This is a genomic window from Lacinutrix gracilariae (assembly GCF_042684485.1).
Lineage (GTDB): Bacteria > Bacteroidota > Bacteroidia > Flavobacteriales > Flavobacteriaceae > Oceanihabitans > Oceanihabitans gracilariae.
This window is the reverse complement of the sequence record NZ_JBHULM010000011.1, coordinates 1,349,751-1,374,161: the sequence shown is the minus strand read 5'-3', so window position 1 is coordinate 1,374,161 and position 24,411 is coordinate 1,349,751. Positions and strand designations below refer to the sequence as shown.

Genomic DNA, 24,411 nt, shown 5'->3' with positions numbered 1-24,411 from the left:
TACTATTGTTTTATTTTGTTGCTGAAAAATAAGAAAAAAGAGACACTAAAATACATTAATGTCTCTTTTTTCGTACTCTTTATTTTTTTTAAAAATTAATCTCTTCCGCCAAACACTTGAAAAGCCCAATATAATAAAGATGCTAAAGCACCAATGGCAGCAACTAAATAAGTTCTAGCTGCCCATTTTAAGGCATCTTCAGAACCTACATATTCTTCTGGAGTTACCATATTTTTATTTTTCAACCAAGCTAGAGCTCTATTACTAGCATCATATTCTACAGGTAAGGTAATAAAGCTAAATAAGGTAGCAAAGCCCATAAATACTAAACCTGCTACTGCAACCCAATATCCTAAACCTACTCCTGCTCCAGCACCAAGTACTAAACCTCCTATAACTAACCATTGTGACATACCAGAAGTTACACTTACTATTGGTACTAATGCAGAACGCATACCTAAAGCACTATATGCTTTTGCATGTTGCACAGCATGACCACACTCATGTGCAGCAACAGCAGCTGCAGCAGCATTTGCATGATTATATACAGATTCACTTAAATTTACTGTTTTGTTTTTTGGATTGTAATGGTCTGTTAATTGTCCTGGAGTAGAAATAACCTCAACATCATAAATACCATTATCTGATAACATTTTTTCAGCAATTTCTCTACCAGTCATACCATTACGTAAATGAACTTGAGAGTATTTTTTAAACTTTTGCTTTAATTGATTACTTACCAACCAACTTACAAGGGTTATGGCTCCTAATAATATATAATATCCAATCATTCTTTTTTATTTTAGTTTTATAAATGTACCATATATACAGCAAAAAATAAGCCAAAAAATAGTTAAGAAATATTGTCAGTTTTCAGCTAAAAAAAAGAAATCGTTTACTCTTGTTGCTGTATCACCTTAATTACTAGATGGTTTTCAAAAATAACCACAAGAATTTCGTTTTTGGGTTCAAAAAAACTTGGTGGTTTTCCTAAGGCATACACCAAATGTTCTTTTCCATTTAAAGAAGAAGGAATAGCTTCACCCAATAATAAGATTACTTCCTGTTTTGTTTTTCCTATTAAGATGTTGCTTTCTATAATATCCTCAACCATTTTATAGCGTGTTAATGGTTGGCTGTGCCATTGTTCTGCATTAAAACGCTCTTCAAAAAGCCAAGTTAAGGAGGTACTTAATACAAAAGCTAAAAAGAAGAATAAACCAATTTTATCATTTCTTTTTAGCTTTATATTCATCTATTTATCCTACTATATTTACAATTTTACCAGGAACTACAATTACTTTTTTAGGAGTTCTACCATCTAATTGTGCAATGGTTTTTTCATGAGCCATAACGGTTTTTTCAATTTCGTCTTTAGGCATATCCATTGGCAACTCTAAAGTAAAACGCATTTTACCATTAAATGAAATTGGATAGTTTTTAGAACTTTCTACCAAATGGCTTGCTTCAAATTTTGGAAAAGCAGCAGTAGCTATAGAATCTTCATTTCCTAATTGGCTATATAATTCTTCAGCAATATGTGGTGCATAAGGAGAAACTAAAACCAATAAAGGCTCTAACACTTCTTTGCTTGTACATTTTTGTGCAGTAAGCTCATTTACAGCAATCATAAAAGTAGAAACCGAAGTATTAAAAGAGAAGTTCTCGATATCTTCTTCTACTTTTTTTATGGTTTTATGAAGCGTTTTCAGATTATCTTTTGTAGCTGTTGCATCATTTACTTTTAATCCGTTATCGTCAACATATAGTTTCCATAGTTTTTTAAGAAAACCATGTACACCTGTAATACCAGCAGTATTCCAAGGTTTAGCTTGCTCTAAAGGACCTAAAAACATTTCGTATAAACGTAAGCTATCTGCTCCATATTGCTCACAAATAGCATCTGGATTTACTACGTTGTATTTAGATTTAGACATTTTTTCTACTTCACGTAGAACAACAATTTTATCGTCAATAAATTTTGCGTTTTTAAATTCAGGTCTCCAATCTCTAAACTTTGAAACATCCAATTCATCAGATGAATTCACAAAACTCACATCTACATGTATTTTACTGAAAGTCGGTGTATTTGTTCCTGAAACTTCTAATATTCGTTTAGCTGCTTCTTCATTTTTTTCAGGATTATTGAAATCTTCAACAGTCTGACATGAAAGAAAAACATCTCGTCTTTCATTAACTCTATAAATAAAAGCACTAGTACCCAAAATCATTCCTTGGTTAATTAGCTTTTTAAAAGGCTCATCTACACCAACAAATGCTCTATCTTTTAAAAACTTGGTCCAAAAACGAGAGTATAATAAATGCCCTGTTGCGTGTTCGCTACCACCAATATAAAGATCTACGTTTTCCCAGTATTTCAATGCCTCTTCACTTGCAAAGTCTTCTCCTCTTTTGGCTTTTTCTTCCATATAACTAAAGAAATACCAAGAGCTTCCTGCCCAACCAGGCATGGTGTTTAGCTCTAGAGGATGTATTGTTGTATTATCTATTTTATCATTACTAACTACTGTATTTGTAGTAGTATCCCAAGCCCAAACGTCTGCACGACCTAAAGGTGGTTCACCAGTTTCGGTTGGTAAATATTTTTCTACTTCTGGTAATGTAATTGGTAAATGTGCTTTATCAATCATTTGTGGCATTCCGTTAACGTAGTATACAGGAAAAGGTTCTCCCCAATAACGTTGTCTAGAAAATACCGCATCACGCAGTCTGTAGTTTGTTTTCCCTTGTCCTTGACCTAATTGTTCTAACTCATAAATAGCACGTTTAGAAGCTTTTTTGTAGTTCATGCCGTTTAAGAAATCGCTATTTGCAATTTTTACATTGTCTTTAGCAGCATAAGCTTCTTCCGAAATATCTACACCTTCAAAAATATTAGGTATTTCAATATTAAAGTATTTAGCAAAATCATAGTCACGTTGGTCACCACAAGGCACAGCCATTACAGCTCCTGTACCATAACCAGCCAATACGTAATCACCAATCCAGATAGGAATTGGTTCTTTACTAAAAGGATGCTCTGCATAAGCACCTGTAAAAGCTCCAGAAATGGTTTTTACATCTGCCATACGCTCGCGTTCGCTACGTTTTGCTGTTGCTTGTATATATGCTTCTACTTCTTCTTTTTGCTCTGGAGTAGTTATTTTTTGTACCAATTCATGTTCTGGAGCAAGTGTCATAAAACTAACTCCGAAAATAGTATCAGGTCTTGTTGTAAAAACCTCGATAACCTCCTCATGATTATTTACATTAAAAGTTACAGATGCTCCAACCGATTTACCAATCCAGTTACGTTGGCTTTCTTTAAGCGAGTCTGTCCAATCTATAGTATCTAGACCTTGCAGTAAACGTTCTGCATAGGCAGAAATACGCATGCTCCATTGTGTCATTTTTTTACGTACCACAGGATGACCACCACGTTCTGACACACCATTTACAATTTCGTCATTTGCCAAAACGGTTCCTAAAGCAGGACACCAGTTTACTTCGGTTTCCGCTAAATAAGTAAGTCTATATTGCAGTAATATTTCTTGTTGTTTTTTAGCATCGAAAGCATTCCATTCTTCTGCAGAAAATATTGCTACAGCATCATCACAAACCGCATTAACATTTGCATTTCCTTCTGTAGAAAACTTTGCTACTAGCGTCGCTATTTCTTCGGCTTTATCACTTTCATTATTGTACCAAGATTCAAACAATTGAATAAAAATCCATTGTGTCCACTTGTAATATTCAGGATTAGAAGTTCTTACTTCACGAGACCAATCGAAAGAAAATCCTATTTTATCTAACTGACGTCTGTAGGTTTTTATATTGGTTTCTGTAGTAATTGCTGGATGTTGTCCTGTTTGAATGGCATATTGCTCTGCAGGCAAACCAAAACTATCATATCCTTGCGGATGCAATACATTAAAGCCTTTATGGCGTTTGTAACGTGCATAAATATCACTTGCTATATAACCTAATGGATGACCAACATGTAATCCTGCTCCTGAAGGATAAGGAAACATATCTAAAACATAATATTTAGGTTTTTCACTATTATTAGAGGCTTTAAACGTTTGGTTTTCTGCCCAATATTTTTGCCACTTGGCTTCTATGTCGTTAAAATGGTATTGCATTATTGTATTTTATCTCTTAATAAGGCAACAAATTTAAACTTATTATAACAGTATTAAAAGTTTAAACGTTATAATCATACAACTTAAGAAAACCGTTTTTTAATTATTAATTGTCACAGACTGTTTATTGGATTTTGGCAATCTTAGAAAAGACATTTTTAATTGCAGACAAAAGACTTTGGTCTTTTAAAGTTTCTTTTGTTTTTCTTTATTATTTTTACATCGTTAACAAAATTATTATATGAGTGCATCTTTTGAAAAATACCAGAAACGTAAACTAATTTCGTCTTACTTTTCTGTGGTATTAAGTATTGCGTTAGTCTTATTTTTATTAGGCTTATTAGGTATGCTAATACTTAATGCCAAAAAGGTATCTGATCACTTTAAAGAGCAAGTAGTGGTAACTATCTATTTAAAAGATACTGCAAAAGAAGTAGAAACCAAGCAGCTTGAAAAAAGCTTGGCTTTGGCAGATTATGTAAAATCTACAGATTATGTTACCAAAGAACAAGCCGCTGCATCTATGAAAGCCGAAAATGGCGAAGATTTTATGGAGTTTTTAGGGTACAACCCTTTACAAAACTCTATTGATGTGCATTTAAAAGCAGACTATGTAACTGCTGCTCATTTAGAAGAAATAGCAAAAGAAGCTACCAATAAAAACTTTGTAGACGAGGTACGTTATGACAATGACTTGGTAACTTTAATGAACAACAATGTAAAAAAGATTAGTTTTTGGGTTTTAATACTAAGCGGTATTTTTACTTTAATTGCTGTGCTTTTAATTAACAGCTCTATACGTTTGGCTGTTTATGCAAAACGATTTACCATAAAAACCATGCAAATGGTTGGTGCTACCAAGCGATTTATACGTAAGCCTTTTGTTTTTAAAAGTGTACAATTAGGTATTATTGGAGCAATTATAGCCTTAATAGGTATGGCTGTTGTGCTGTATTACTTAAACCTTACTTTTCCAGAATTAGATTTAATGCGCAACCCTATTTTAATTGGCGCTTTATTTGCAGCTGTTTTTATTTTAGGAATTATAATCACCTGGATTTCTACCTTTTTTGCAACACAGCGTTTCTTGAACTTAAAAACCGATCAGCTTTACTAGCTTATAAACAGCGAATTACTAAACCGATTAATTTTAGATTCTCTTAACGTTAAAGTTTTAAATAAAACCGTTACTTTGCAATTAGCTACATGCATTGGTAGAGCAACCTAAGCACCTATTGTAAAATTGGTTTTAGGTGATAAAATCATTTATATAGAATTAAAAAAATGGGAGAACAAAAACGAAAAGAACAGAGTAAAAGCGAATTTATATTTGGTAAAAAAAACTATAAATTTATGTTTATTGGTATCGCGTTTATTACCCTTGGTTTTATATTAATGTCTGGAGGTGGAAGTGATGATCCTTCGGTATTTAACCCTGAAATTTTTAGCTGGAGAAGAATTAGATTAGCACCAACTTTAGTGCTTATTGGCTTTGGAATTCAAATCTATGCCATTCTTTTAAATCCGAATAAAGAGTAAAAAAAACAGCTTAAATCTTTAAATTACAAGTACAAAATAACATTTGGTAATAGTATTTTAATACTTTTGCGGCATGAATGTTATAGACTCCATTATTTTAGGAATTATACAAGGATTAACAGAGTTTCTTCCTGTATCATCAAGTGGCCATTTAGAACTTGGTAAAGCCATTCTTGGCGATCATTCGGTTCCAGAAGAAAGCTTACTTTTTACTGTAGTTTTACACTTTGCAACCGCTTTAAGTACTATTGTTGTTTTTAGAAAAGACATCTTTAGTATTATTAAAGGTATTTTTAAGTTGGAGTGGAACGAAGATTTACAATTTGTATCTAAAATTGCACTTTCTATGTTACCAGCAGTTATAGTTGGTTTGTTTTTTGAAGAACAATTAGAAGCCTTATTTGGAGGTAACATTTTACTTGTAGGCTGTATGTTAATAGTAACTGCTATTCTGTTGTTTTTAGCAGACAAGGCCAAAGACACCAATAAAAAAGTAACCTTTAAAAATGCATTTGTAATTGGTATTTCGCAAGCCATTGCAATGCTTCCAGGAATTTCACGTTCTGGTGCTACTATTTCTACTTCGGTTTTATTAGGAAATGACAAAACCAAAGCGGCACGTTTTTCGTTTTTAATGGTAATTCCTTTAATCTTCGGAAAAATTGCTAAAGATATTTTAAGTGGAGATTTAACCTATGACGCGCAAAACTTTACCTCTCTATCTATAGGCTTTATTGCTGCTTTTGTTGCAGGACTTTTTGCTTGTACCTGGATGATTGCTTTAGTGAAGAAAAGCAAGCTTTCGTATTTTGCTATTTATTGTGCAATTGTTGGTGCTATTGCCATCATTTTTTCTCTTTTAAACTAATATGTTAAACGAAGAAGATTACAAATCAGGACAGGTTTTATTAATTGACAAACCGTTAAACTGGACCTCTTTTCAAGTAGTAAACAAACTACGATGGAAAATAAGACAGACCTTTAATATTAAAAAAATTAAGGTTGGTCATGCAGGAACTTTAGATCCTCTTGCTACAGGTTTACTTATTATTTGCACAGGAAAAATGACCAAGCAAATAAACACCTTTCAAGCACAAATAAAAGAATACACAGGAACCATTGTATTAGGAAGCACCACACCTTCTTACGATTTAGAGACTGAAATAAACGAAACGTTTGCTACCAAGCACATAACACCAGATTTAGTTGCTGAAACCACCAAACAGTTTATAGGCGAAATAGATCAATTTCCTCCAATATTTTCAGCAATTAAAAAAGAAGGAAAACGCTTATATGAATTTGCTAGAGCAGGCGAAGAAGTAGAAGTAAAGTCTAGAAAAATAACTATTGAAGCTTTTGAAATTACTCGTTTTGAAAATAACGAAGTAGATTTTAGAGTGGTTTGTAGTAAAGGTACTTATATACGTTCTTTAGCACACGACTTTGGAAAAGCATTACACTCTGGAGGACACCTTTCGGTTTTAAGACGCACAAAAATAGGCGATTATAATGTGTCAGATGCTATTAGCATTGAAGATTTTATAGCACAGCTAGATTCTTAAAACATCTATTTTTATTTTTTTAACGTATATTTAAGTGCCACAGACATTTAAAATACGTTAAATACCTACATGTTATTCACTAATAAACAAAAAGCTATTTGCATTACGCTCCTTATTACAGGAACGATAGTTTTTTCTGTGTTTAATCTTCATATTTTAAAACAACAACAGCAGATTACCGAAACTTTTTATGAAATAGAGCCAGAAATAGAGCATAAAGAGACCGAACTTACAGAACAAAATACAGCTAGTAAAGCAGAAACCAATAAAGCATATAACCAAAACCAAGAGCGTAAACGTTTTGCATATGCACAAAAAAGAATTGCTCCTCCTGAAGATTATGTAAGACCAGATTTTAGTACATCTAAGTACGTGAATACGGTTAAAAAAGATTTTTCTAAAAACAATTCTAGCGTTCAAGAAGAAGAAATGCATTCTTTTAACAAAGTAAATACATTGCTTAAAAAGCAATTAGAAGAAAACAATAATGCAAAAAGTGCTATACAATACTCTTTGGTAAACAGAAAACACAAACACTTACCAATACCCATTTATTTATGCGAATCTGGTGGTAAAATTGTAGTAAACATTACTGTTAATGCTTCCGGAAAAGTTACAGAAGCATCTTATAATAGCGCCTCTAATTCTTCAAACAATTGCCTTATTGACCATGCTTTAGAGTATGCAAAAAAAGCAAGGTTTAACTCTAGCAGTTCACAAGAATTACAAATAGGAACCATTACTTTTTGGTTTGAAGGCAAAGGTTAAACGTTTAGCAATGACACTAAATCATTAATTGCATTTTGCCCTTTATCTTTATTGTACCAACGTTGTAAATCTTCTTTAAACTCAGGAGTTAAAGCACCATACTTTTCTTTATAATTGTTAACCAACTGTGTTGCTTCACTAGGTCTTGGTCCAAAAGTATTTATCACTTCACCAGAAGCATCATCTACCATAATTAATTTTGGTATTGCTTTTCCTCCATTGGTTAAAAAGTTATTCATTAAAGCTTCATTTTCATCACGCAGCACCACTTTTACATCTATGTTTTTATTCAGTTCTGCAACTTTTTGCATTACAGGAACAACATGAGCAGCATCACCACACCAACTTTCTGTAAGTACCAACCAAGTTATTTTTTTATCTATTTTTTCAATTTGCTCTTTAACAGCCTCATTAACCTTTAAGGTTTTATCCCAACGCTTCATTCTTCTTGCATTAAGCTTGGTATATTCTACAAGATTTTCAGATTTATCTGTTCCTGTAGTATCGTTATTTTCGGCTAAAGTATTTACCAATGTAGCATATTCTGGATAGGTAATACTTTTATCTAAACTTTCTTTAATTATATCTGTCATTGTCTTATTTCTTTGTGTAAAAATAGTAGTATCTCTACTCATAAATTATGATTTATGTCATATCTATGTCTATCTTTATAACCAAAACTTACAATAAACATAAATTGGTAATATGGAAAAACATAGGTGTGGTTGGTGTGTAGGAGATGCTTTATATGAAGCATATCACGATCATGAATGGGGAGTTCCGGTTTATGATGATGAAACCATTTTTGAATTTTTAATTTTAGAAACCTTTCAAGCAGGACTAAGTTGGATAACTGTTTTACGAAAACGTAAAAATTTTCATGATGCTTTTGATCAGTTTGACTATAAAAAGATTGCAAAATACAAGCAAGAAAAAGTAGATTCGCTTTTAGAAAATGCTGGAATAATAAGAAATAAACTAAAAATAAAAGCAACCATAACCAATGCGCAAGCTTTTATAAAAATTCAAGAAGAATTTGGCAGTTTTTCTACATACATTTGGGCTTTTGTAGATGGAAAGCCTATAAAAAACAACATTAAAAACTACAAAGATGCTCCTGCAAATACTGCTATTAGTGATGCTTTAAGTAAAGATTTAAAAAAACGAGGTTTTAAGTTTGTAGGTTCTACTGTTATATATGCACACATGCAAGCAACAGGAATGGTAAATGACCATGAGGTTGGTTGTTTTAGGTATAATGAGGTATAATTAAAACTTTAGAGTATTAAGCAAAAGCTAGTATAGGTATTGTAAAAATTCTTCTCTAGCAATATCTTCAGCGCCTAAGCTTTCTAAATGATTGGTATATACTTGGCAGTCTATAAGTTTGTAGTTTGTGTTTTGTATAAAGGTGATAAAGGCAACTTTACTAGCATTGCTTACTTTAGTAAACATACTTTCGCCACAAAAAACACCATTATTTAAATCTACACCATACAATCCTGCTACAAGTACCTCATCTTGCCAAACCTCCACAGATTTTGCATAACCCAATTGGTGTAATTTCAAATATGCTTGCACCATAGAATCTGTAATCCATGTTCCCGATTGTCCTTGGCGTTTTGCTATAGAACACTCTTGAATTACACTTAAAAAATCTTGATTTACTGTTACTGTAAAATTTGCTTTTTTAAGCACTTGTTTCATGCTTTTAGAGACTTTTAGTTTTTCTGGAAATAGCACAAACCTTGGGTCTGGAGACCACCATAAAATAGGATCGTTACTGTTAAACCAAGGAAATATGCCACTTTTGTATGCTAACAAAAGTCGTTCTACACTTAAATCGCCACCAATAGCAAGCAAACCATCGTCGTCTGCTTCTGTAACGTTTGGAAATTCTATATTTTGATTTAATAAATGCATACGCTAAAATAAAAAAACCTCAATGACATTTAAGCATTGAGGTTTTTTATTTGAAACCTTTAGTATGTACTTAAGGCTACACCATTTATTTATTACTAAAATGGTAAATCGTCGTGATCTTCTTCTTTTACATTTGAAGCAGGCTCAAAAGCATCTGCTGGTGGTACTGGAGGCATTTCACCTGCTGCACTTCCTGCTTGTAAAGCTTCAATTCTCCATCCTTGAATAGAGTTAAAGTATTTTGTTTCTCCTTGTGGATTAACCCATTCTCTACCTCTTAAATTGATGTTTACTTTTACTGCTTGTCCTACTTGGTAGTTGTTTAAAAGATCTGTTTTATCTTGCACAAACTCTACAAGTATATGTTGAGGATATTGTTCATCTGTTGTTACTACTAATTCTCTTTTTCTAAACCCATTACTTCCAAAAGTTTGAGTTTCTCCAATCATTTTTACTTTTCCTTGTACTTCCATGGTATATAATTATTAAATATTCGTCTAAATTTTAAAAATGCTATTTTACGATAATAGCAACTTTAAAGCACTATCTACGTCATTATTTTTTAAATAATCTTGTGCTTTTTTATGTTTATCTTCAGTAGATGCTTTTAATATATGCGGACATTTATCTTCAGCTTCTTTAATAAACAAATCTATATTTTCTTGTGTTGGTAATGCTGCAACATTTGCTAGCATACCTAAATCATTTCCTGTTAAAACCGAGCTCTTTTTTATTTCTTCTGGCAAAGCATCTACTCCAATTCCTAAGGTAGTTAATGGTTTAGGTATTTCAAAAAAACCATTTTTCGCTCTACTATAATAACTTCCTCCTGCTCTTGCTACTAAATCTAAAAGCTCTTGGTTAATAGATTGATCTTCATTTAAAACGTGTTCTGCAATATGTAGTTTTACTACTTCGCAAATCACTAAATTACCTGCTCCACCTTCAGCACCTAGTTTTACAATTTCGTTTACTTTACACTCTAGTTGCACTGGAGATTCTGCTACACGAAACGGCTTTACTACATCTGATGCCAACATGCTTAATCCCGCTTTTTCAAACTCATTTACACCTTCAGCATACTCTGTACTACTTAAAGACATTTGTTGTACCAAATCATGATTTACTACATTAATCACTACCTCTTTTACAGCTTCTACATTTTCAAGTGTATGCTTTGTAGTATTATCTCTAACTCTTCGCGCTGGCGAAAATATTAAAATTGGCGGATTTGCACTAAACACATTAAAAAAACTAAAAGGTGACAAATTAGGATTGCCATTTGCATCTATAGTACTAGCAAAAGCAATAGGTCTAGGCGCAACTGCACTTAATAAATAAGCATGTAATTTTCCTGTTGAAAGCTCTTTTGGTTTAAATGATAACATGAGAAAAATAATTTATGCAAAACTACGCCTTTTGATGCGCAACAAAAAACCTATTTACTAACAAGTAGACAATAATATTAACAGAATTGCATTATATTTAAAATTTATATCTAGAATCAAGTTCTAGAAGACCGTTAAAAAATATTTTTCAATTTACACTATGCTTTTTTTTAAAAACAGAAATCTTATTAGATGGATTATTGTAATAGCTTCTTTTGCTATTATTTCACTTATTTTATGGAATACCTATGTATTCTTTCAAAAATTTAAAGCAGAAGAACGTATAAAAATTGAAAATTGGACTTTTGCACAAAATGAGTTATTTAAGGTAATAGACAATAATGCACTTAATGAAAACATTGATGTAAATACAGATTTAATATTTAAAATCTTATCAAGTAATAACACAACACCAATTATAGTTGTAAATCAAGATTCTTCTATTTATTCTTTTAGTAATATAGGTAAAGGCACAAAGGCAGACTCTATTTATGTAACAAAGAATTTAAAAAAATTAATGCATCAATTTAGTCAAGAAAACACACCTATAGTCATTAAGGAAGTGAACCAAACGCTGTATTATGCTAACTCGCCTTTATTAAACAAACTAAAATATTATCCTTTAGCATTATTGCTTATTATTATTTTATTTGGAGCAGTAGTTTACTTTTTTTACCGAAGCAATAAAACAGCTATAGAAAACAAATTATGGTCTGGAATGGCCAAAGAAACAGCGCATCAAATTGGTACACCTTTATCTTCTTTAATTGGTTGGACAGAAATTTTAAAAACCGAAAACACCAACCCTGAATACATTAAAGAAATTGAAAAAGATATTAGCAGACTACAAACCATTACAGAGCGTTTTAGCAAAATAGGCTCTTTACCTAAATTAGAAAAAACAGATATTGTTGCAGAAACAATAGCGTCTTACGACTATTTAAAAGCGAGATCTTCTAAACTTATAGATTTTGAAATTGTGGTACCAAACCATAAAATTTTTGTAAATTTAAACAAACAGTTATTTAGCTGGACTATTGAAAACCTTGTAAAAAATGGCATTGATGCCATGAAAGGAAAAGGAAAACTTAAAATTGAAATTATACAACTAGAAAACAACATTAGTATAAACATTACAGATTCTGGAAAAGGTATCGCTAAAAACCAATTTAAATCCGTATTTGAGCCAGGCTTCACTACTAAAAAGAGAGGTTGGGGCTTAGGACTCTCATTAGCCAAACGAATAATTGAAGAATTTCACGATGGTAAAATTAAAGTTTTACACTCTGAAATAGGTAAAGGTACAACCATGCAAATTGCACTAAAAAGCATTTAAATATGGACGAAAAATTAATTACAATAAAAGAAGTAGCGTTAAACAATAACTGTCCGGAATGTTACAATACCAATGGTTTACAATTAACTTTTAAACAAAAGTATATTGAAACATCACTTTACAAATCTATAACCAACGAAACCACACAAACTATATATTGCAGGACTTGCCATTCAGATATTTTTCCGGTTATGTGGACCGAAGACATTGAACGTGTATTTGCTTATCAACAAAAGGCATTCACACCTAAAAAAGCATCTACCAAACTAAAAAAGAAAGCTTGGCTATTGATTAGCTCTTTTGGTGTATTAATAATTATTGGAATTGTATTGGCTATTCTTTATAAATAAGACTGGATAGCCTTTGCTACCTCTTGAAATTCTTCTGTAGTTAATTTTGTTTTCTGCATAAAACTTGCGTCTTGCATAGCATTTAAAGGTATTAAATGTACATGCACATGTGGTACTTCTAAACCAATTACAGAAACACCAACACGCTTACAAGGTATTGCTTTTTCTAAAGCAATGGCTACCTTACGTGAAAACTGCATTAATCTAGTGTAGGTTTCTTCATCTAGATCAAAAATTTTATCTACTTCTTTTTTAGGAATACAAAGTGTATGTCCTTTAGCATTAGGATTTACATCTAAAAAAGCTAAAAAATCATCGGTTTCTGCAACCTTATAACATGGTATTTCACCTTGAACAATTTTTGTAAATATAGAAGCCATAATAAAACGTTTATTTGTAAATATAAAAATTCCTATCAAAAACCGAATTGTTTTCAGTTAAAAATAGGAATCTTAAAAAAATATTGAATTAAGATTTCCGCCTTCGCAGAAATAAAAAAGACACAATTTATCTTGAAATTTCAATAATATCAAATTTCATTATACCACTAGGTACTTGAATTTCTGCAACATCACCAACAGATTTACCTAATAAACCTTTACCAATTGGCGAATTAACAGATATTTTTCCTGAAGCTAAATCTGCTTCACCATCTGCAACCAATGTATATAACATTTCCATTCCGTTGGTTTGGTTTTTTATTTTCACTTTAGAAAGCACTAAAATCTTAGAGGTATCCATTTGGCTCTCATCAATAACACGAGCACCAGCAAGCTGATCTTCTAATTTAGAAATACGCATTTCTAGCATCCCTTGCGCTTCTTTAGCCGCATCATACTCTGCATTTTCACTTAAATCTCCTTTATCTCTTGCTTCTGCAATTGCCTTAGAAGCTTTTACGCGCTCAATGTCTTTAAGCTGTTTTAGCTCTTCTCTTAACTTTTTTAATCCTTCTGCTGTATAATAAGATACTTTACTCATAATTTCTTCGTTTAAATACTAATTCTATAAAAGAAAAAAATATGCTGGAACTCCCGAACCTTCGGGACAGCATAAAAAAAATCTCGCATATACGAGATTCTATGGCGAATATACAAAATATTTAATTCAATGTACATTTTTTGTACCTTGCTAAACAAAAAAAAATTAATGAAAAAATTGCTTTTAACCGTATTAACTAGCTTTATACTAATTGCTTGTAGCAGTAGTGACAACAATTATGAAAACGAGTTTTTACCAAGTCAGTCTTTTGATACAGGCACAACAATCAACACTAGTTTCCCGCAATACAATGATTTACTGTACCCAGGAAATCATGTTGTACTCTATGGTTACGGCTTAAGTGGCATTGTGGTATACTATTCAGGAAGTTCTTATGTTGCTTTTGAGTTGAGTGACCCAAACCACTATTACCAATCTTGTTCTTCTTTAACAGTAAATGGTGTATTAGCAACTTGTGGTTGTGAAGACGAAAACACTTATGATATTTTAACAGGACAACCTAACGGAAGCACTACTGGGTCTTACGGATTAACACCATATTTTGTAGAAGTTAACGGAAGTATTATTAGAGTGTACAATAATTAGGTAAAAAAAGCATATTCGCTATATCTTTTTATACCTAATAAGCCTAAGATTATATAAAAGATATCATTGAAAAAGCTGCGTTTTCACAATTTCCTTATTATTAAATATTACTAAAGAATAAATCTTTAAGCAAATAAAAACCCACAAACCAATTGGTTTGTGGGTTTTACTTTAAAAAATGGAAGGAATGTTTTTACCTTAAAACTTTAAGGTAGCTCCAACTAAAAAGTTTCTTGTTGCTTGCGGATAATATCCTGTTCCTTCAATAGTAGTAGTTTCATTTGGTACAGACCACGTATCATCATACGTGTAATAATAACCATTAGAAATATATTTTTCGTTAAAAATATTATTTACCAAAGCAGAAAAAGTAATAGACTTTACAAACGCATTGGTATCTAATTTATAAGATACATTTATATCATTTACAAAATAGCTATCTAACTTAGAAGCATCACTATCTGTGTTTCCCATATACTGCTCACCAACATATTTAGTTAATAAAGATAAATTAAGATTATTTACTGGATTAAACACTAATGCGTTAGAAAGCACTACTTCTGGTGAATAAGAGATGTTTGTTTCTCCTAAATCTGCCAAAGCACCATCTCTGGAAACCACAGTACTTTTGTTTTTATTAGAACTAACTGTAATTGCTGGTTGTACCATTAACCACTCTAGTGGTTTTACTACAGCCTCTACCTCTAGACCTAATCTATAACTATCACCACTATTGGTACGTATTGGGTTACCAACATTATCTCTATCTCCTGTTAAAACTAGCTGTTCATTATATAGCATATAATACAGGTTGGTGTTGATGCTAAAGGTTTCTGATTGGTGTCTATAACCTAATTCAAAATCGTTTAACTGTTCTGGTTTTACAGTTTCGTTGTTTTCAAAATCGTCTCTATTTGGCTCTCTATTTGCTCTAGCATAAGAAAAATAGATATTATTATTTGTATTCAACTCATAAGTAACACCTAATTTAGGGTTAAAAAAGCTGTAGTTTTCATCTATAAGTAATGGTACTCTATCTGATGTTAAACCAGTGGTTTTATAATCTACAAAACGCATTTGTAAATCTCCAAAAAGAGAGATTTTATCATTTAACTTAACGGTTGCTTTGGTAAAGAAACTTGCATCTTTTTTCTTTCCGTTTCCGTCATAATAGGTATCATTAATTTCGCTAGAACTTGCATTTCGTGCCCAAATAATTTCACCAAAGTGATCACCATCATAAGCACTATAAGATCCTCCAAAAATCATATCTAGCTTATTCTTTTTATAATTTGCATTGGCATTAACCACATAAAAATCATTGTCTAACCAACGACGACGAATTAAATCTGTGGTATTTACAGTTTCACCACCAATAGTGATTTCTTCTAAATCATAATCTGCAAAATCTTCGTCTTCTTTATATTGCTCAAAATACCCCTTACCATGTGTATAATTTAAGCTTAAATTAGTAGACCAGTTATTATTTATACGCTCTGTATAATGCAATTGGTAATGATCTTGTTGGTAGTTGTCTTCTTCATTTTCATGAAAACGCGTATTACCAAATTCATCGGTATACATTCCTGCTGTATTAAAGGTTCTATCATTTTCTAAAAGATCTAAATCTTCTAAACCATTCCAAGATTGGTAGGTTACTTCATGACCACTAAAAGTGATTGCTTTTATTAAACGATTGTCATCTACATAAGCACCTTGTAAGAAATATGATTTTAAGTCAGAGCTCGCTCTATCTATATAACCATCAGACTTAATTTGTGATAAACGACCAGCAATTTCAAAGTGGTTATTTAATTTTCCTGTGCTAAACTTTACATTGTGTTTTCTGGTATTATAACTACCAAAAGAATTAGATATTTCGGCATTAGCAACATCTGAAACGGCGTCTGTAAGCACATTAATACTTGCTCCAAAAGCACCAGAACCGTTGGTAGATGTACCAACACCACGTTGTAATTGTAAACTCTCTACAGAAGATGCAAAGTCACCAAGATTTACCCAAAAAGTACCTAAAGATTCGGCATCGTTATACGGAATACCATTTAAAGTAATGTTGGTAGATTGTGCATTAATACCACGTACACGAATGTAGGTATAACCAACTCCTGCTCCAGCATCTGAAGAAGTAACTACAGAAGGCAAAAAGTTTAATAAAACAGGAATATCTTGTCCTAAATTGCGTTTTTCAAGATCTTCTTTACTTACATTGGTGTGTGTAATTGGTGATGTTGCGTTTACACGAACGGCATTTACAAGAACCTCATCTAGCTGTTGTAGTTTTGTAGAGTCTTGTTGTTTTTCTTGTGCGTTTGCACAGACACTTAACACTAAAAGTGTTAAAAAAAGAGATAGGTTTTTCATTACGATTATGTTTATAATCGAATAAAAAGAGGTAATTATTCTTTTGTTATTAATTGATTTTTTTTTGTGAAATACATAGACAAGCTTAGTACAACACAACAACACAAAATGTGTTAACATTTCCTTCGCAGCATTACCTGCGCAGGTTCAATGGGTATGATCTCAGCCTCTTGGATTTTTGATTTTTGAATTTTTGAATTTGGATTTCAGAATTTATAAATTCATCCATCGTTTATTCATCATCATTAATCAGGCATCTTTAAAGCACCCCTTTTTTGAGAACGCTGCAAATATATTGTAGTTTTTTGATTTACGAATTACGATTTAAGCTTTTTTTTAATCGATTTTAGGTTTTTTCCTATTCGCCTTTTTTTCAGAATTAGAACGTTTTGATTTTAAGCGTTTTATTTTTACTGCTCTAGGCACTTTTGTAGGCTTTCTTTTTTTAGGAACAACCAAAGCTTCTTTTATTAACTGAAGAAACCTTTGTATAGCAATTTGTTTGTTTTTATGCTGACTTCTGCTTTCACCACACTGTAGTATTAGTGCGTTTTCTTTGGTTAGCCTAGTATGTAGTTTTGTTTGTAAACGTTCTTTTTGTGTTGGATTAAAAACAAGAGTATCTTCTAAATAAAAAGTGATTTCTATTTTAGAAGATACTTTATTTACATGCTGTCCTCCTGCTCCAGAACTACGTATTGCTTTAAATTTTAACTCGCTAATTAGCTTTTTTTCATCAAACATTACTCTTTAATTTGATGCGCAGATTTTAGCAAGTCTACAACTGTTTTCACAGGATTAAAAGTTATTAATGGTACTTCTACAAAAATGGTATTCCAATCTGCCATTGCTCCATTCCATAAACCAGGAAGCTCAAGCGCTTTTAAGTCTTTTCCAAATTTAGTTTTTTGAGTAATAAAAGCTGTTTTAGGATCTACATATTTGTTAAGATCAAATTTTTCGCCTTTATAGTTTTTAATACCACAAACAAGATCTACAGGATTAAAATGGGTAGCGTTTTTTAATAGCTTTTTTTGACTTTTATTCTTTTTGTCTATTTGTGCTGTTTCTACAATTTGTAAAGAAACATTTCCACCTTCATCTTTTATCCAAAAAGGTCCTCCTCCTGGTTCTCCTTCATTTTTCACCATTCCGCAAACACGAATAGGACGATTTAGTTTTTCTCTTAAATACTCTATTTGATAGGTTTTAGAATATTTTTCAAATTCTATATTAATAACAACATGCAGTTTGTTTTTTAAAAATCTAGCGATGGTTATTAACTCCTCTTCTGTAATCGTATCGTCTTCTAGTCGTTTTAAAAACGTAAATGCTTGTTCTTGTAATTCTATTAAAAGGCCTCCAAGCATTTTTTTATTATCTGCTACTTCCTTTTTGTATTTAGAAACTACAGTATTATCTATATTTTTAATAAAAATAACATCTGCATCTAGCTTGTTTAAATTGGTTAAAAGAGCTCCATGACCTGATGGTCTAAACAATATTTCTCCGTTATCATCTCTAAACACTTCATTTTTTGGAGTTACAGCAATAGTGTCTGTACTTTCACATTGATTAGAAAAGGTAACATTAAATTTGGTGTTGGTTATTTTCTCTACCGCTTCTTTTATACTTTGTAATTCTTGATCAAAAATATGTTGGTGCTTGTTTGAAATGGTAAAATGTAAGTTGGCTAAATTATTAGAAGAAGCGTATAGTGCCGCTTCAAATAAGTGCTCTCTAAAGGCTGTAGATACATGATCTTTATATTCATGAAAAGGAAGTAACCCTTTTGGGTAAGCACCAAAATTAAGTTTATCTTTTGCTAATATGGTTTTAATAAAAATTAATTTTTTATTAATTTCTGATAGCGTATGATAATCTGGGTTATCTTCTTCTATTTGTAAAAGCACTTCTTTGTAAAACGGAAACTTCTCTAAGCCTACCAAGAACAAAGATAATTCTACGGCTTTATTTCTATTAATATAAGAATTAACGGTTTCTGTTTCTTCATCAAACTCACGAATAAACTTAAACAAAAACTTAAACATTCTTGTTGCTGCACCTGATGCAGGAACAAACTTAAGTATCTTTTTTTGGTTTCGTTGCTCTTCAAAAACCTGAATTTTCTGCTTTTTTTCTTCTTCAGAAAGCTTTAAAATGCCATTTCCTACGTTGGCAGCATCTTTTAAATTTACAAACGGAATTCCTTTTTTAAAAACTTGTATCTGAGCATTTACTTTATCTAAACTTAAGTTTTTTGCTTCTATTTGTTTTAAATCTTTTTCTGTTAAATTCACGGTTTTTTATTTAGTAATGTATCTATATGATGTATTGCTGTATCTAAACGGGTTTGCTTATCCCCTTTCAGCAAAACATATGGTAAATTATATTTTATTAATGTTTCTTGAAAAGTATGAAACATAGATAAACGCTCTTCTGGTTTATCTCTTAAATCATCTGCTTCCCAAGGTGTGTCAATATACGTTAAAAAGTATAAATCATATTTATTTTGTAGAGCAAATTTTTCAAGAACAGGATCACAAGTCCCTGAATAATACGTTTCTGAATACACTTTAGTTTCTAACAAATTGGTATCACATATTAAAACAGAGTCTGTTTTTGTTGCTAAAGTATTTTCTAATTTCATTTGCCCAATAGCAATTGGCAACAAATCTTTTGGCTCACATGTTTTACGCTCGTTATTCCATTTATCTTGCAGGTATTCTCTTGCGTATTCTGGTGCCCAAACCGAATTATAATGTCTTGCTAACTGTTTTGACAAGGTTGTTTTTCCAGTAGATTCTGGACCAAACAAAACTACTTTTATGCAGTTGCTAGGTTGTTGTTTAAGCTTTTCTTCCATGCTAAATATCCTAATATTGCTATAATGGTAAATCCTAAATATTGAAAACTTGTAAATGTAAATCCTTTATAAAAATATAAAGGAATAGAAATAACATCACCTATAATCCAATAAATCCAATTTTCTATTTTACGTTTTGCCATAAGCCACATACCTACAAAAAATATTGCTGTAGTAATAGTATCTACATAAGCAACCCAACTATTCCATTTATCAAAGGATTTATAGACAATAAAAACAAAAACAATAGTTGCTAAAAATATAGCAATGCTTATCTTTTTTTCTTTTAAAGTGGTTCTAGAAATTGGTGTTTCTTTATTTGCATCTCCTTTACGCGTCCAGAAATACCAACCATAAACACTCATAATAAAGTAATACGCATTAATCATCATGTCTCCTAAAAGCTCCCACTTTAATAATAAATACACAAAAATACAGGTACTTACCATTCCTGTCGGAAACACTAAAATGTTATTTTTTCTAGAAAACCACACCGAAAGAAAACCAAAAATTACAGCAACAATTTCTAGCACAACATCTAATGTTTGGTAATTAGAATATTGGCTGAAAAAAAAATCAAAAATGTGGCTCATAGTCACTTCTATTAGTTTTAACCACTTTCATGGTTAACACAGAAATATCAACATCTTGAAAGGAACGTTTTATTTCCTGTGTTAAAAAAGGCATTAAAGTATCATAATCTCCAAAAATTTGTGTGCTTAAAGGGTTTTCTAAGACTTTAAATTCAGAGTTTCTTAATGCTTTTATAAAGTTAATAACATGTTTTTCATAATCATCCAGTAAAGGAGATAAGGTTAGGTCTACAGATATTTCCATATTTATTTTCCGTACAAAGGGGAATATTTTTAATTAAACATTAGTATTTATTTTGCCTATAACTAATTAGTATTAGGCATTTCTTTTTTATTTTTTTAATTCGTTAAAAAACGATGCATCCTCTTCAAAAGCAGTACCAATAACTACCACATCTGCTCCTGCTTGGTACGCAGCATCTATTTGTTGCTTGCTTCGTATACCACCACCAACAAGTACTGGAATTTTAAGTTCTTCTTTTACGGCCTGAATAATAGACGAAGAAACCGCGTGTATTGCTCCACTTCCTGCTTCTAAATACATTAGTTTCATACCTAGGAGCTCGCCAGCTTTTGCTGTATCTACAATGGCTTGTATATTATTTATTGGCATTGGTTGTGTTTGGGTTACACGCTGTACAGCTGTTTCTTTACCGCTTTCTATTAGCAAATAACCTGTTGGTATCACTTCTAGATTGGTATTTTTTAATTTAGAAACCGACGCTATATGTTGCCCAATTAAATATTCTGGATTCCTGCCAGACAACAACGACAAATACAATATAGCATTTGCATGATTGGTAATTTGCGATACATCTCCAGGAAACAATACAATAGGTAATTGGGTCTGTTTTTTAATTTCTAAAACTAGATTTTCTGTTGCATCAGCTTCTACAGTACTACCACCAATAAATATATGAGTTGCAATAGAATTATTTAGTTTATGCATAAAACTACTTAACCCTTCTGGTTTCGTTTTATCAGGATCTATTAATACTGCTAATCCTTTTTTTTCTTTAGAAATAGACTCTAATATTGTTGAATATGTTACTTTTTGATTGACCACAAATACACAAATGTTTTTCTCTTTTTATCTAAAAATATTTATTTTTTCTCTGTTACTTATTCACAAACTTTAAGCAGGTAAAGCATAAGCACAAGTAAAACCTTCAAACTCAAAAAAAGTAGTTTGGTATCTATGTTTTTTTTCTTGATAATCAATCCAAGCAATAGTTTCTGCCGCTTCTATAGTAAACGGAATCACTAAAGTATGCTGTAAAAAACTCAATCCTGGTGTAGCAAAAAGTTTATACAAAGACTCTTTTATACACCAAATAACAGTTAGCTTATTTATGTAATCATCAGCTTTTTGGTCTAGATATATGTTTTCATAGTCTAAAAACTTATGTGCAATAACACCAATTTTTTCACGCTGCTTTTCAATATCAATACCAACAACTGCATCACTAACTACTACTGCAGAAAAGGTAAATGAATGTGTAATAGAAACATGCCTACCATCTTTTAAATGTGGTTTTCCGTGTTGGTCATAAAACAAATCTTCATCTGTATAACCAAAGGCTTTAAGCAAATGTCTTACACTTAAAAAGCCACGTCTATGCAGTTCACTTTTCATACCTAAAACGCGTTTCATATTTTCAGGTTTTAGTGTTATAGGTTCTAGCAAATCTTCATAAGACTCTGTAATCTTCCAGATTTTAACAGTAGTTTGTGAGTTTGGTGTAAGAGTTTTATAAATAGGCATTTAATATTCTAAAAGTTATTGGTTATCTTTGCAGCGCCTAAGGCAAGCTTGGCAAATTTAATTAAAGCGAATTTAGTTATTTAAGCCATAAACCCAAAGGCAAGTGCAATTTATAACAAGATAAAAAATAATATGAGTACAAAAACTGTTGCTTACGTACCAAATAAGGTAAAAGACATGTCGCTTGCGGCTTGGGGAAGAAAAGAAATTAATTTAGCCGAAGCAGAAATGCCAGGTCTAATGAGTTTACGTGAAGAATACAAAAACGAGCAACCATTAAAAGGTGCACGTATTGCAGGTTGTTTACACATGACAATACAAACTGCTGTATTAATTGAAACTTTACAAGCTTTAGGTGCAGAAGTTACTTGGAGTTCTTGTAACATTTTTTCTACACAAGATCAAGCTGCTGCTGCTATTGCTGCTGCAGGAACTGCTGTGTACGCATGGAAAGACATGACAGAAGAAGAATTTGATTGGTGTATAGAGCAAACCTTATTCTTTGGTGAAGACAGAAAACCATTAAACATGATTTTAGATGATGGTGGAGATTTAACCAATATGGTTTTAGATAAATACCCTGAATTAGCAGAAGGTATTAACGGTTTATCTGAAGAAACTACAACAGGAGTTCACAGACTTTACGAAAGAGTAAAAAACGGAACTTTACCAATGCCAGCAATAAACGTAAACGACTCGGTTACAAAATCAAAATTCGATAATAAATATGGTTGTAAAGAATCTGCAGTAGATGCTATTCGTCGTGCAACAGATATTATGTTAGCAGGAAAACGTGTAACTGTTTGTGGTTATGGTGATGTAGGTAAAGGTACTGCTGCTTCTTTTAAAGGCGCAGGAAGTATTGTTACAGTAACAGAAATTGACCCAATTTGTGCGTTACAAGCTGCTATGGACGGTTTTGAAGTAAAGAAACTAGAAACTGTTGTTGCAAATTCTGATATCATTATTACTACAACAGGAAATAAAGACATCGTTCGTGCAGAGCATTTTGAAGCAATGAAAGACAAAACAATTGTTTGTAACATTGGTCATTTTGACAACGAAATTCAAATGGATTGGTTAAACAAAACCTATGGTGACACTAAAGACACGATTAAACCACAAGTAGACAAATACAACGTAAACGGAAAAGAAATTATCATTCTTGCCGAAGGACGTTTAGTAAACTTAGGTTGTGCAACAGGACACCCAAGTTTTGTAATGAGTAACTCATTTACAAACCAAACCTTAGCGCAAATTGAACTTTGGACAAACGTAGACGCGTACAAAAACGACGTATACATGTTACCTAAGCATTTAGATGAAAAAGTAGCAAAATTACACCTAGAAAAAATTGGAGTAGAGCTTACAGAGCTTAAACCATACCAAGCAGAATACATTGGTGTAACGGTTGAAGGACCATACAAACCAGAACATTACAGATATTAATTTGTCATTCCCAGGAAAGAGGGAATCTCATTAATGGAAACTAAATTATACTAAAATCTCAAGCATTCGTGTTTGGGATTTTTTTTATTTGGGCAATTTGCTTTTGGTAGAAAAAACCAAAAACAACCAGGCTTTACACTACTAGTTTTGTAAAACCATATATGTAAGTTTTACAAAAGCTAACCGTTGCAATCCTTATTGCAGGCTAAGCCGCTAAGCTCTTTTTAAATTGCAGCACTTTTTTAACCTAAATAATTTCTATCTTCACAAGCACAAAGCAACAACACATGAGTCTAAAAAAATTAAACCTTGTTCTTCAAACTTTAGAATCGCATATAGAAAACCATAGCGTTTCTAACCCTAAAGTATCTAAAAGTAATGTTGCTTGGCATATAGACCACAGTTTAAAAGTGATTAACAATGTCATGCTTGCACTTCAAGAATCAGACCCAAACACCTATAAAAACAATTTTAGTTTTTTAGGAAAACTATTCTTTACACTAGGTTTTTTCCCTAGAGGAAAAGTCAAAGCACCAAAACACGTACAACCACCAGAAATGATTGTAAAAGAAGACCTAATTGCACAGATGCAACAAGCAAAAACTAATATTAGTAGTATTGCTGCCTTAAACAAGAATGCTTATTTTAAACATCCAATATTTAAACATGTTAATAAAAAAAGAGTAACTACATTTTTGGCGCTTCATACTACGCATCATTTGAAGATTATAGAGGATATATTAAAGAAATAGTGAAAAATA

28 protein-coding genes are annotated in these 24,411 nt (G+C 31.9%); 11 read left to right on the top strand and 17 right to left on the bottom strand.

Annotated features, from left to right (window positions below):
- Positions 1 to 95 precede the first annotated feature (95 nt).
- The 3 genes from ACFSSB_RS13005 to leuS all read right to left on the bottom strand — a co-directional run bounded on the left by ACFSSB_RS13005 (position 96) and on the right by leuS (position 4,142).
- Positions 96 to 791, bottom strand: coding sequence for a zinc metallopeptidase (locus ACFSSB_RS13005; RefSeq protein WP_379904940.1), 696 nt, complete (start codon positions 789 to 791; stop codon positions 96 to 98).
- A gap of 104 nt (positions 792 to 895) precedes the next feature.
- Positions 896 to 1,255 carry a hypothetical protein gene (locus ACFSSB_RS13000; protein WP_379904938.1) on the bottom strand — a complete coding sequence of 120 codons (360 nt, stop codon included), beginning with the start codon at positions 1,253 to 1,255 and terminating at the stop codon, positions 896 to 898.
- 4 nt (positions 1,256 to 1,259) lie between these two features.
- Positions 1,260 to 4,142, bottom strand: a complete 2,883-nt coding sequence (gene leuS / locus ACFSSB_RS12995) for a leucine--tRNA ligase (RefSeq protein ID WP_379904936.1) — start codon at positions 4,140 to 4,142, stop codon at positions 1,260 to 1,262.
- Positions 4,143 to 4,383: 241 nt separating this feature from the next.
- Here leuS and ACFSSB_RS12990 point away from each other — a divergent pair, with 241 nt between their 5' ends.
- The 5 genes from ACFSSB_RS12990 (at position 4,384) to ACFSSB_RS12970 (ending at position 8,011) form a co-directional block, all read left to right on the top strand.
- Positions 4,384 to 5,259 carry a cell division protein FtsX gene (locus tag ACFSSB_RS12990; RefSeq protein WP_379904934.1) on the top strand — a complete coding sequence of 292 codons (876 nt, stop codon included), beginning with the start codon at positions 4,384 to 4,386 and terminating at the stop codon, positions 5,257 to 5,259.
- Between the two features lie 167 nt (positions 5,260 to 5,426).
- A complete protein-coding gene (locus ACFSSB_RS12985; RefSeq protein ID WP_379904932.1) occupies positions 5,427 to 5,681 on the top strand; it encodes a DUF3098 domain-containing protein in 255 nt (84 codons plus the stop codon).
- 73 nt (positions 5,682 to 5,754) lie between these two features.
- Complete coding sequence (locus tag ACFSSB_RS12980; protein ID WP_379904930.1) at positions 5,755 to 6,549, top strand: undecaprenyl-diphosphate phosphatase; 795 nt, start codon at positions 5,755 to 5,757, stop codon at positions 6,547 to 6,549.
- Between the two features lies 1 nt (position 6,550).
- Entirely contained in the window at positions 6,551 to 7,243 is a 693-nt protein-coding gene (gene truB / locus ACFSSB_RS12975) for a tRNA pseudouridine(55) synthase TruB (RefSeq protein ID WP_379904928.1), read from the top strand.
- Between the two features lie 69 nt (positions 7,244 to 7,312).
- A complete protein-coding gene (locus tag ACFSSB_RS12970; RefSeq protein ID WP_379904926.1) occupies positions 7,313 to 8,011 on the top strand; it encodes a hypothetical protein in 699 nt (232 codons plus the stop codon).
- Here the strand turns inward: ACFSSB_RS12970 and ACFSSB_RS12965 are convergent.
- Positions 8,008 to 8,646 carry a thioredoxin family protein gene (locus ACFSSB_RS12965; protein ID WP_379904924.1) on the bottom strand — a complete coding sequence of 213 codons (639 nt, stop codon included), beginning with the start codon at positions 8,644 to 8,646 and terminating at the stop codon, positions 8,008 to 8,010. The genes ACFSSB_RS12970 and ACFSSB_RS12965 overlap by 4 nt on opposite strands.
- 70 nt (positions 8,647 to 8,716) lie before the next feature.
- On the opposite strand from ACFSSB_RS12965, the gene ACFSSB_RS12960 reads away from it, so the two are divergent.
- The gene (locus ACFSSB_RS12960) at positions 8,717 to 9,280 is read left to right on the top strand and encodes a DNA-3-methyladenine glycosylase I (protein ID WP_379904922.1); all 564 of its coding nucleotides are present in this window, start codon (positions 8,717 to 8,719) and stop codon (positions 9,278 to 9,280) included.
- A gap of 27 nt (positions 9,281 to 9,307) precedes the next feature.
- On the opposite strand, the gene aat is transcribed toward ACFSSB_RS12960, so the two are convergent.
- The 3 genes from aat to ACFSSB_RS12945 all read right to left on the bottom strand — a co-directional run bounded on the left by aat (position 9,308) and on the right by ACFSSB_RS12945 (position 11,322).
- Complete coding sequence (gene aat, locus ACFSSB_RS12955) at positions 9,308 to 9,934, bottom strand: leucyl/phenylalanyl-tRNA--protein transferase (RefSeq protein ID WP_379904920.1); 627 nt, start codon at positions 9,932 to 9,934, stop codon at positions 9,308 to 9,310.
- A gap of 95 nt (positions 9,935 to 10,029) precedes the next feature.
- Positions 10,030 to 10,407: a DUF3127 domain-containing protein gene (locus ACFSSB_RS12950; protein WP_379904917.1), complete on the bottom strand. Its 378-nt coding sequence runs from the start codon at positions 10,405 to 10,407 to the stop codon at positions 10,030 to 10,032.
- A 45-nt stretch (positions 10,408 to 10,452) separates the two neighbouring features.
- Positions 10,453 to 11,322, bottom strand: a complete 870-nt coding sequence (locus ACFSSB_RS12945) for a flavin reductase family protein (protein WP_379904915.1) — start codon at positions 11,320 to 11,322, stop codon at positions 10,453 to 10,455.
- 160 nt (positions 11,323 to 11,482) lie between these two features.
- On the opposite strand from ACFSSB_RS12945, the gene ACFSSB_RS12940 reads away from it, so the two are divergent.
- Positions 11,483 to 12,658, top strand: a complete 1,176-nt coding sequence (locus ACFSSB_RS12940; RefSeq protein WP_379904913.1) for a sensor histidine kinase — start codon at positions 11,483 to 11,485, stop codon at positions 12,656 to 12,658.
- A gap of 2 nt (positions 12,659 to 12,660) precedes the next feature.
- The gene (locus ACFSSB_RS12935; protein ID WP_379904911.1) at positions 12,661 to 13,008 is read left to right on the top strand and encodes a hypothetical protein; all 348 of its coding nucleotides are present in this window, start codon (positions 12,661 to 12,663) and stop codon (positions 13,006 to 13,008) included.
- Here ACFSSB_RS12935 and ACFSSB_RS12930 read toward each other — a convergent pair.
- Both ACFSSB_RS12930 and greA read right to left on the bottom strand, forming a co-directional pair.
- On the bottom strand, positions 12,999 to 13,388 hold the full coding sequence (locus tag ACFSSB_RS12930; protein ID WP_379904909.1) for an HIT family protein: 390 nt from the start codon (positions 13,386 to 13,388) through the stop codon (positions 12,999 to 13,001). The two genes, ACFSSB_RS12935 and ACFSSB_RS12930, sit on opposite strands and share 10 nt — an antisense overlap.
- Before the next feature lie 127 nt (positions 13,389 to 13,515).
- The gene (gene greA, locus ACFSSB_RS12925) at positions 13,516 to 13,989 is read right to left on the bottom strand and encodes a transcription elongation factor GreA (RefSeq protein ID WP_379904907.1); all 474 of its coding nucleotides are present in this window, start codon (positions 13,987 to 13,989) and stop codon (positions 13,516 to 13,518) included.
- Positions 13,990 to 14,157: 168 nt separating this feature from the next.
- Here greA and ACFSSB_RS12920 point away from each other — a divergent pair, with 168 nt between their 5' ends.
- Positions 14,158 to 14,595 carry a hypothetical protein gene (locus ACFSSB_RS12920; protein ID WP_379904905.1) on the top strand — a complete coding sequence of 146 codons (438 nt, stop codon included), beginning with the start codon at positions 14,158 to 14,160 and terminating at the stop codon, positions 14,593 to 14,595.
- 198 nt (positions 14,596 to 14,793) lie between these two features.
- Here ACFSSB_RS12920 and ACFSSB_RS12915 read toward each other — a convergent pair whose 3' ends face one another.
- The 8 genes from ACFSSB_RS12915 to ACFSSB_RS12880 form a co-directional block, all read right to left on the bottom strand.
- A complete protein-coding gene (locus ACFSSB_RS12915) occupies positions 14,794 to 16,977 on the bottom strand; it encodes a TonB-dependent receptor (RefSeq protein ID WP_379904903.1) in 2,184 nt (727 codons plus the stop codon).
- A 336-nt stretch (positions 16,978 to 17,313) separates the two neighbouring features.
- Complete coding sequence (gene arfB, locus ACFSSB_RS12910; protein ID WP_379904900.1) at positions 17,314 to 17,721, bottom strand: alternative ribosome rescue aminoacyl-tRNA hydrolase ArfB; 408 nt, start codon at positions 17,719 to 17,721, stop codon at positions 17,314 to 17,316.
- Complete coding sequence (locus ACFSSB_RS12905) at positions 17,721 to 19,277, bottom strand: DUF4301 family protein (RefSeq protein WP_379904897.1); 1,557 nt, start codon at positions 19,275 to 19,277, stop codon at positions 17,721 to 17,723. The genes arfB and ACFSSB_RS12905 overlap by 1 nt, the downstream gene beginning before the upstream one ends.
- Positions 19,274 to 19,843, bottom strand: a complete 570-nt coding sequence (locus tag ACFSSB_RS12900) for an AAA family ATPase (RefSeq protein WP_379904895.1) — start codon at positions 19,841 to 19,843, stop codon at positions 19,274 to 19,276. Before ACFSSB_RS12900 ends, ACFSSB_RS12905 begins: the two co-directional genes overlap by 4 nt.
- Complete coding sequence (gene pnuC / locus ACFSSB_RS12895) at positions 19,804 to 20,436, bottom strand: nicotinamide riboside transporter PnuC (RefSeq protein WP_379904893.1); 633 nt, start codon at positions 20,434 to 20,436, stop codon at positions 19,804 to 19,806. The genes ACFSSB_RS12900 and pnuC overlap by 40 nt, the downstream gene beginning before the upstream one ends.
- Positions 20,420 to 20,680, bottom strand: a complete 261-nt coding sequence (locus tag ACFSSB_RS12890; protein WP_379904891.1) for a hypothetical protein — start codon at positions 20,678 to 20,680, stop codon at positions 20,420 to 20,422. The genes pnuC and ACFSSB_RS12890 overlap by 17 nt, the downstream gene beginning before the upstream one ends.
- A gap of 87 nt (positions 20,681 to 20,767) precedes the next feature.
- The gene (locus ACFSSB_RS12885; protein ID WP_379904889.1) at positions 20,768 to 21,502 is read right to left on the bottom strand and encodes a geranylgeranylglyceryl/heptaprenylglyceryl phosphate synthase; all 735 of its coding nucleotides are present in this window, start codon (positions 21,500 to 21,502) and stop codon (positions 20,768 to 20,770) included.
- 69 nt (positions 21,503 to 21,571) lie between these two features.
- A complete protein-coding gene (locus tag ACFSSB_RS12880) occupies positions 21,572 to 22,201 on the bottom strand; it encodes a 4'-phosphopantetheinyl transferase family protein (protein WP_379904887.1) in 630 nt (209 codons plus the stop codon).
- Positions 22,202 to 22,333: 132 nt separating this feature from the next.
- On the opposite strand from ACFSSB_RS12880, the gene ahcY reads away from it, so the two are divergent.
- Complete coding sequence (gene ahcY / locus ACFSSB_RS12875) at positions 22,334 to 23,650, top strand: adenosylhomocysteinase (protein WP_379904885.1); 1,317 nt, start codon at positions 22,334 to 22,336, stop codon at positions 23,648 to 23,650.
- Positions 23,651 to 23,937: 287 nt separating this feature from the next.
- A complete protein-coding gene (locus ACFSSB_RS12870) occupies positions 23,938 to 24,402 on the top strand; it encodes a DinB family protein (RefSeq protein ID WP_379904883.1) in 465 nt (154 codons plus the stop codon).
- Positions 24,403 to 24,411: the final 9 nt, after the last annotated feature.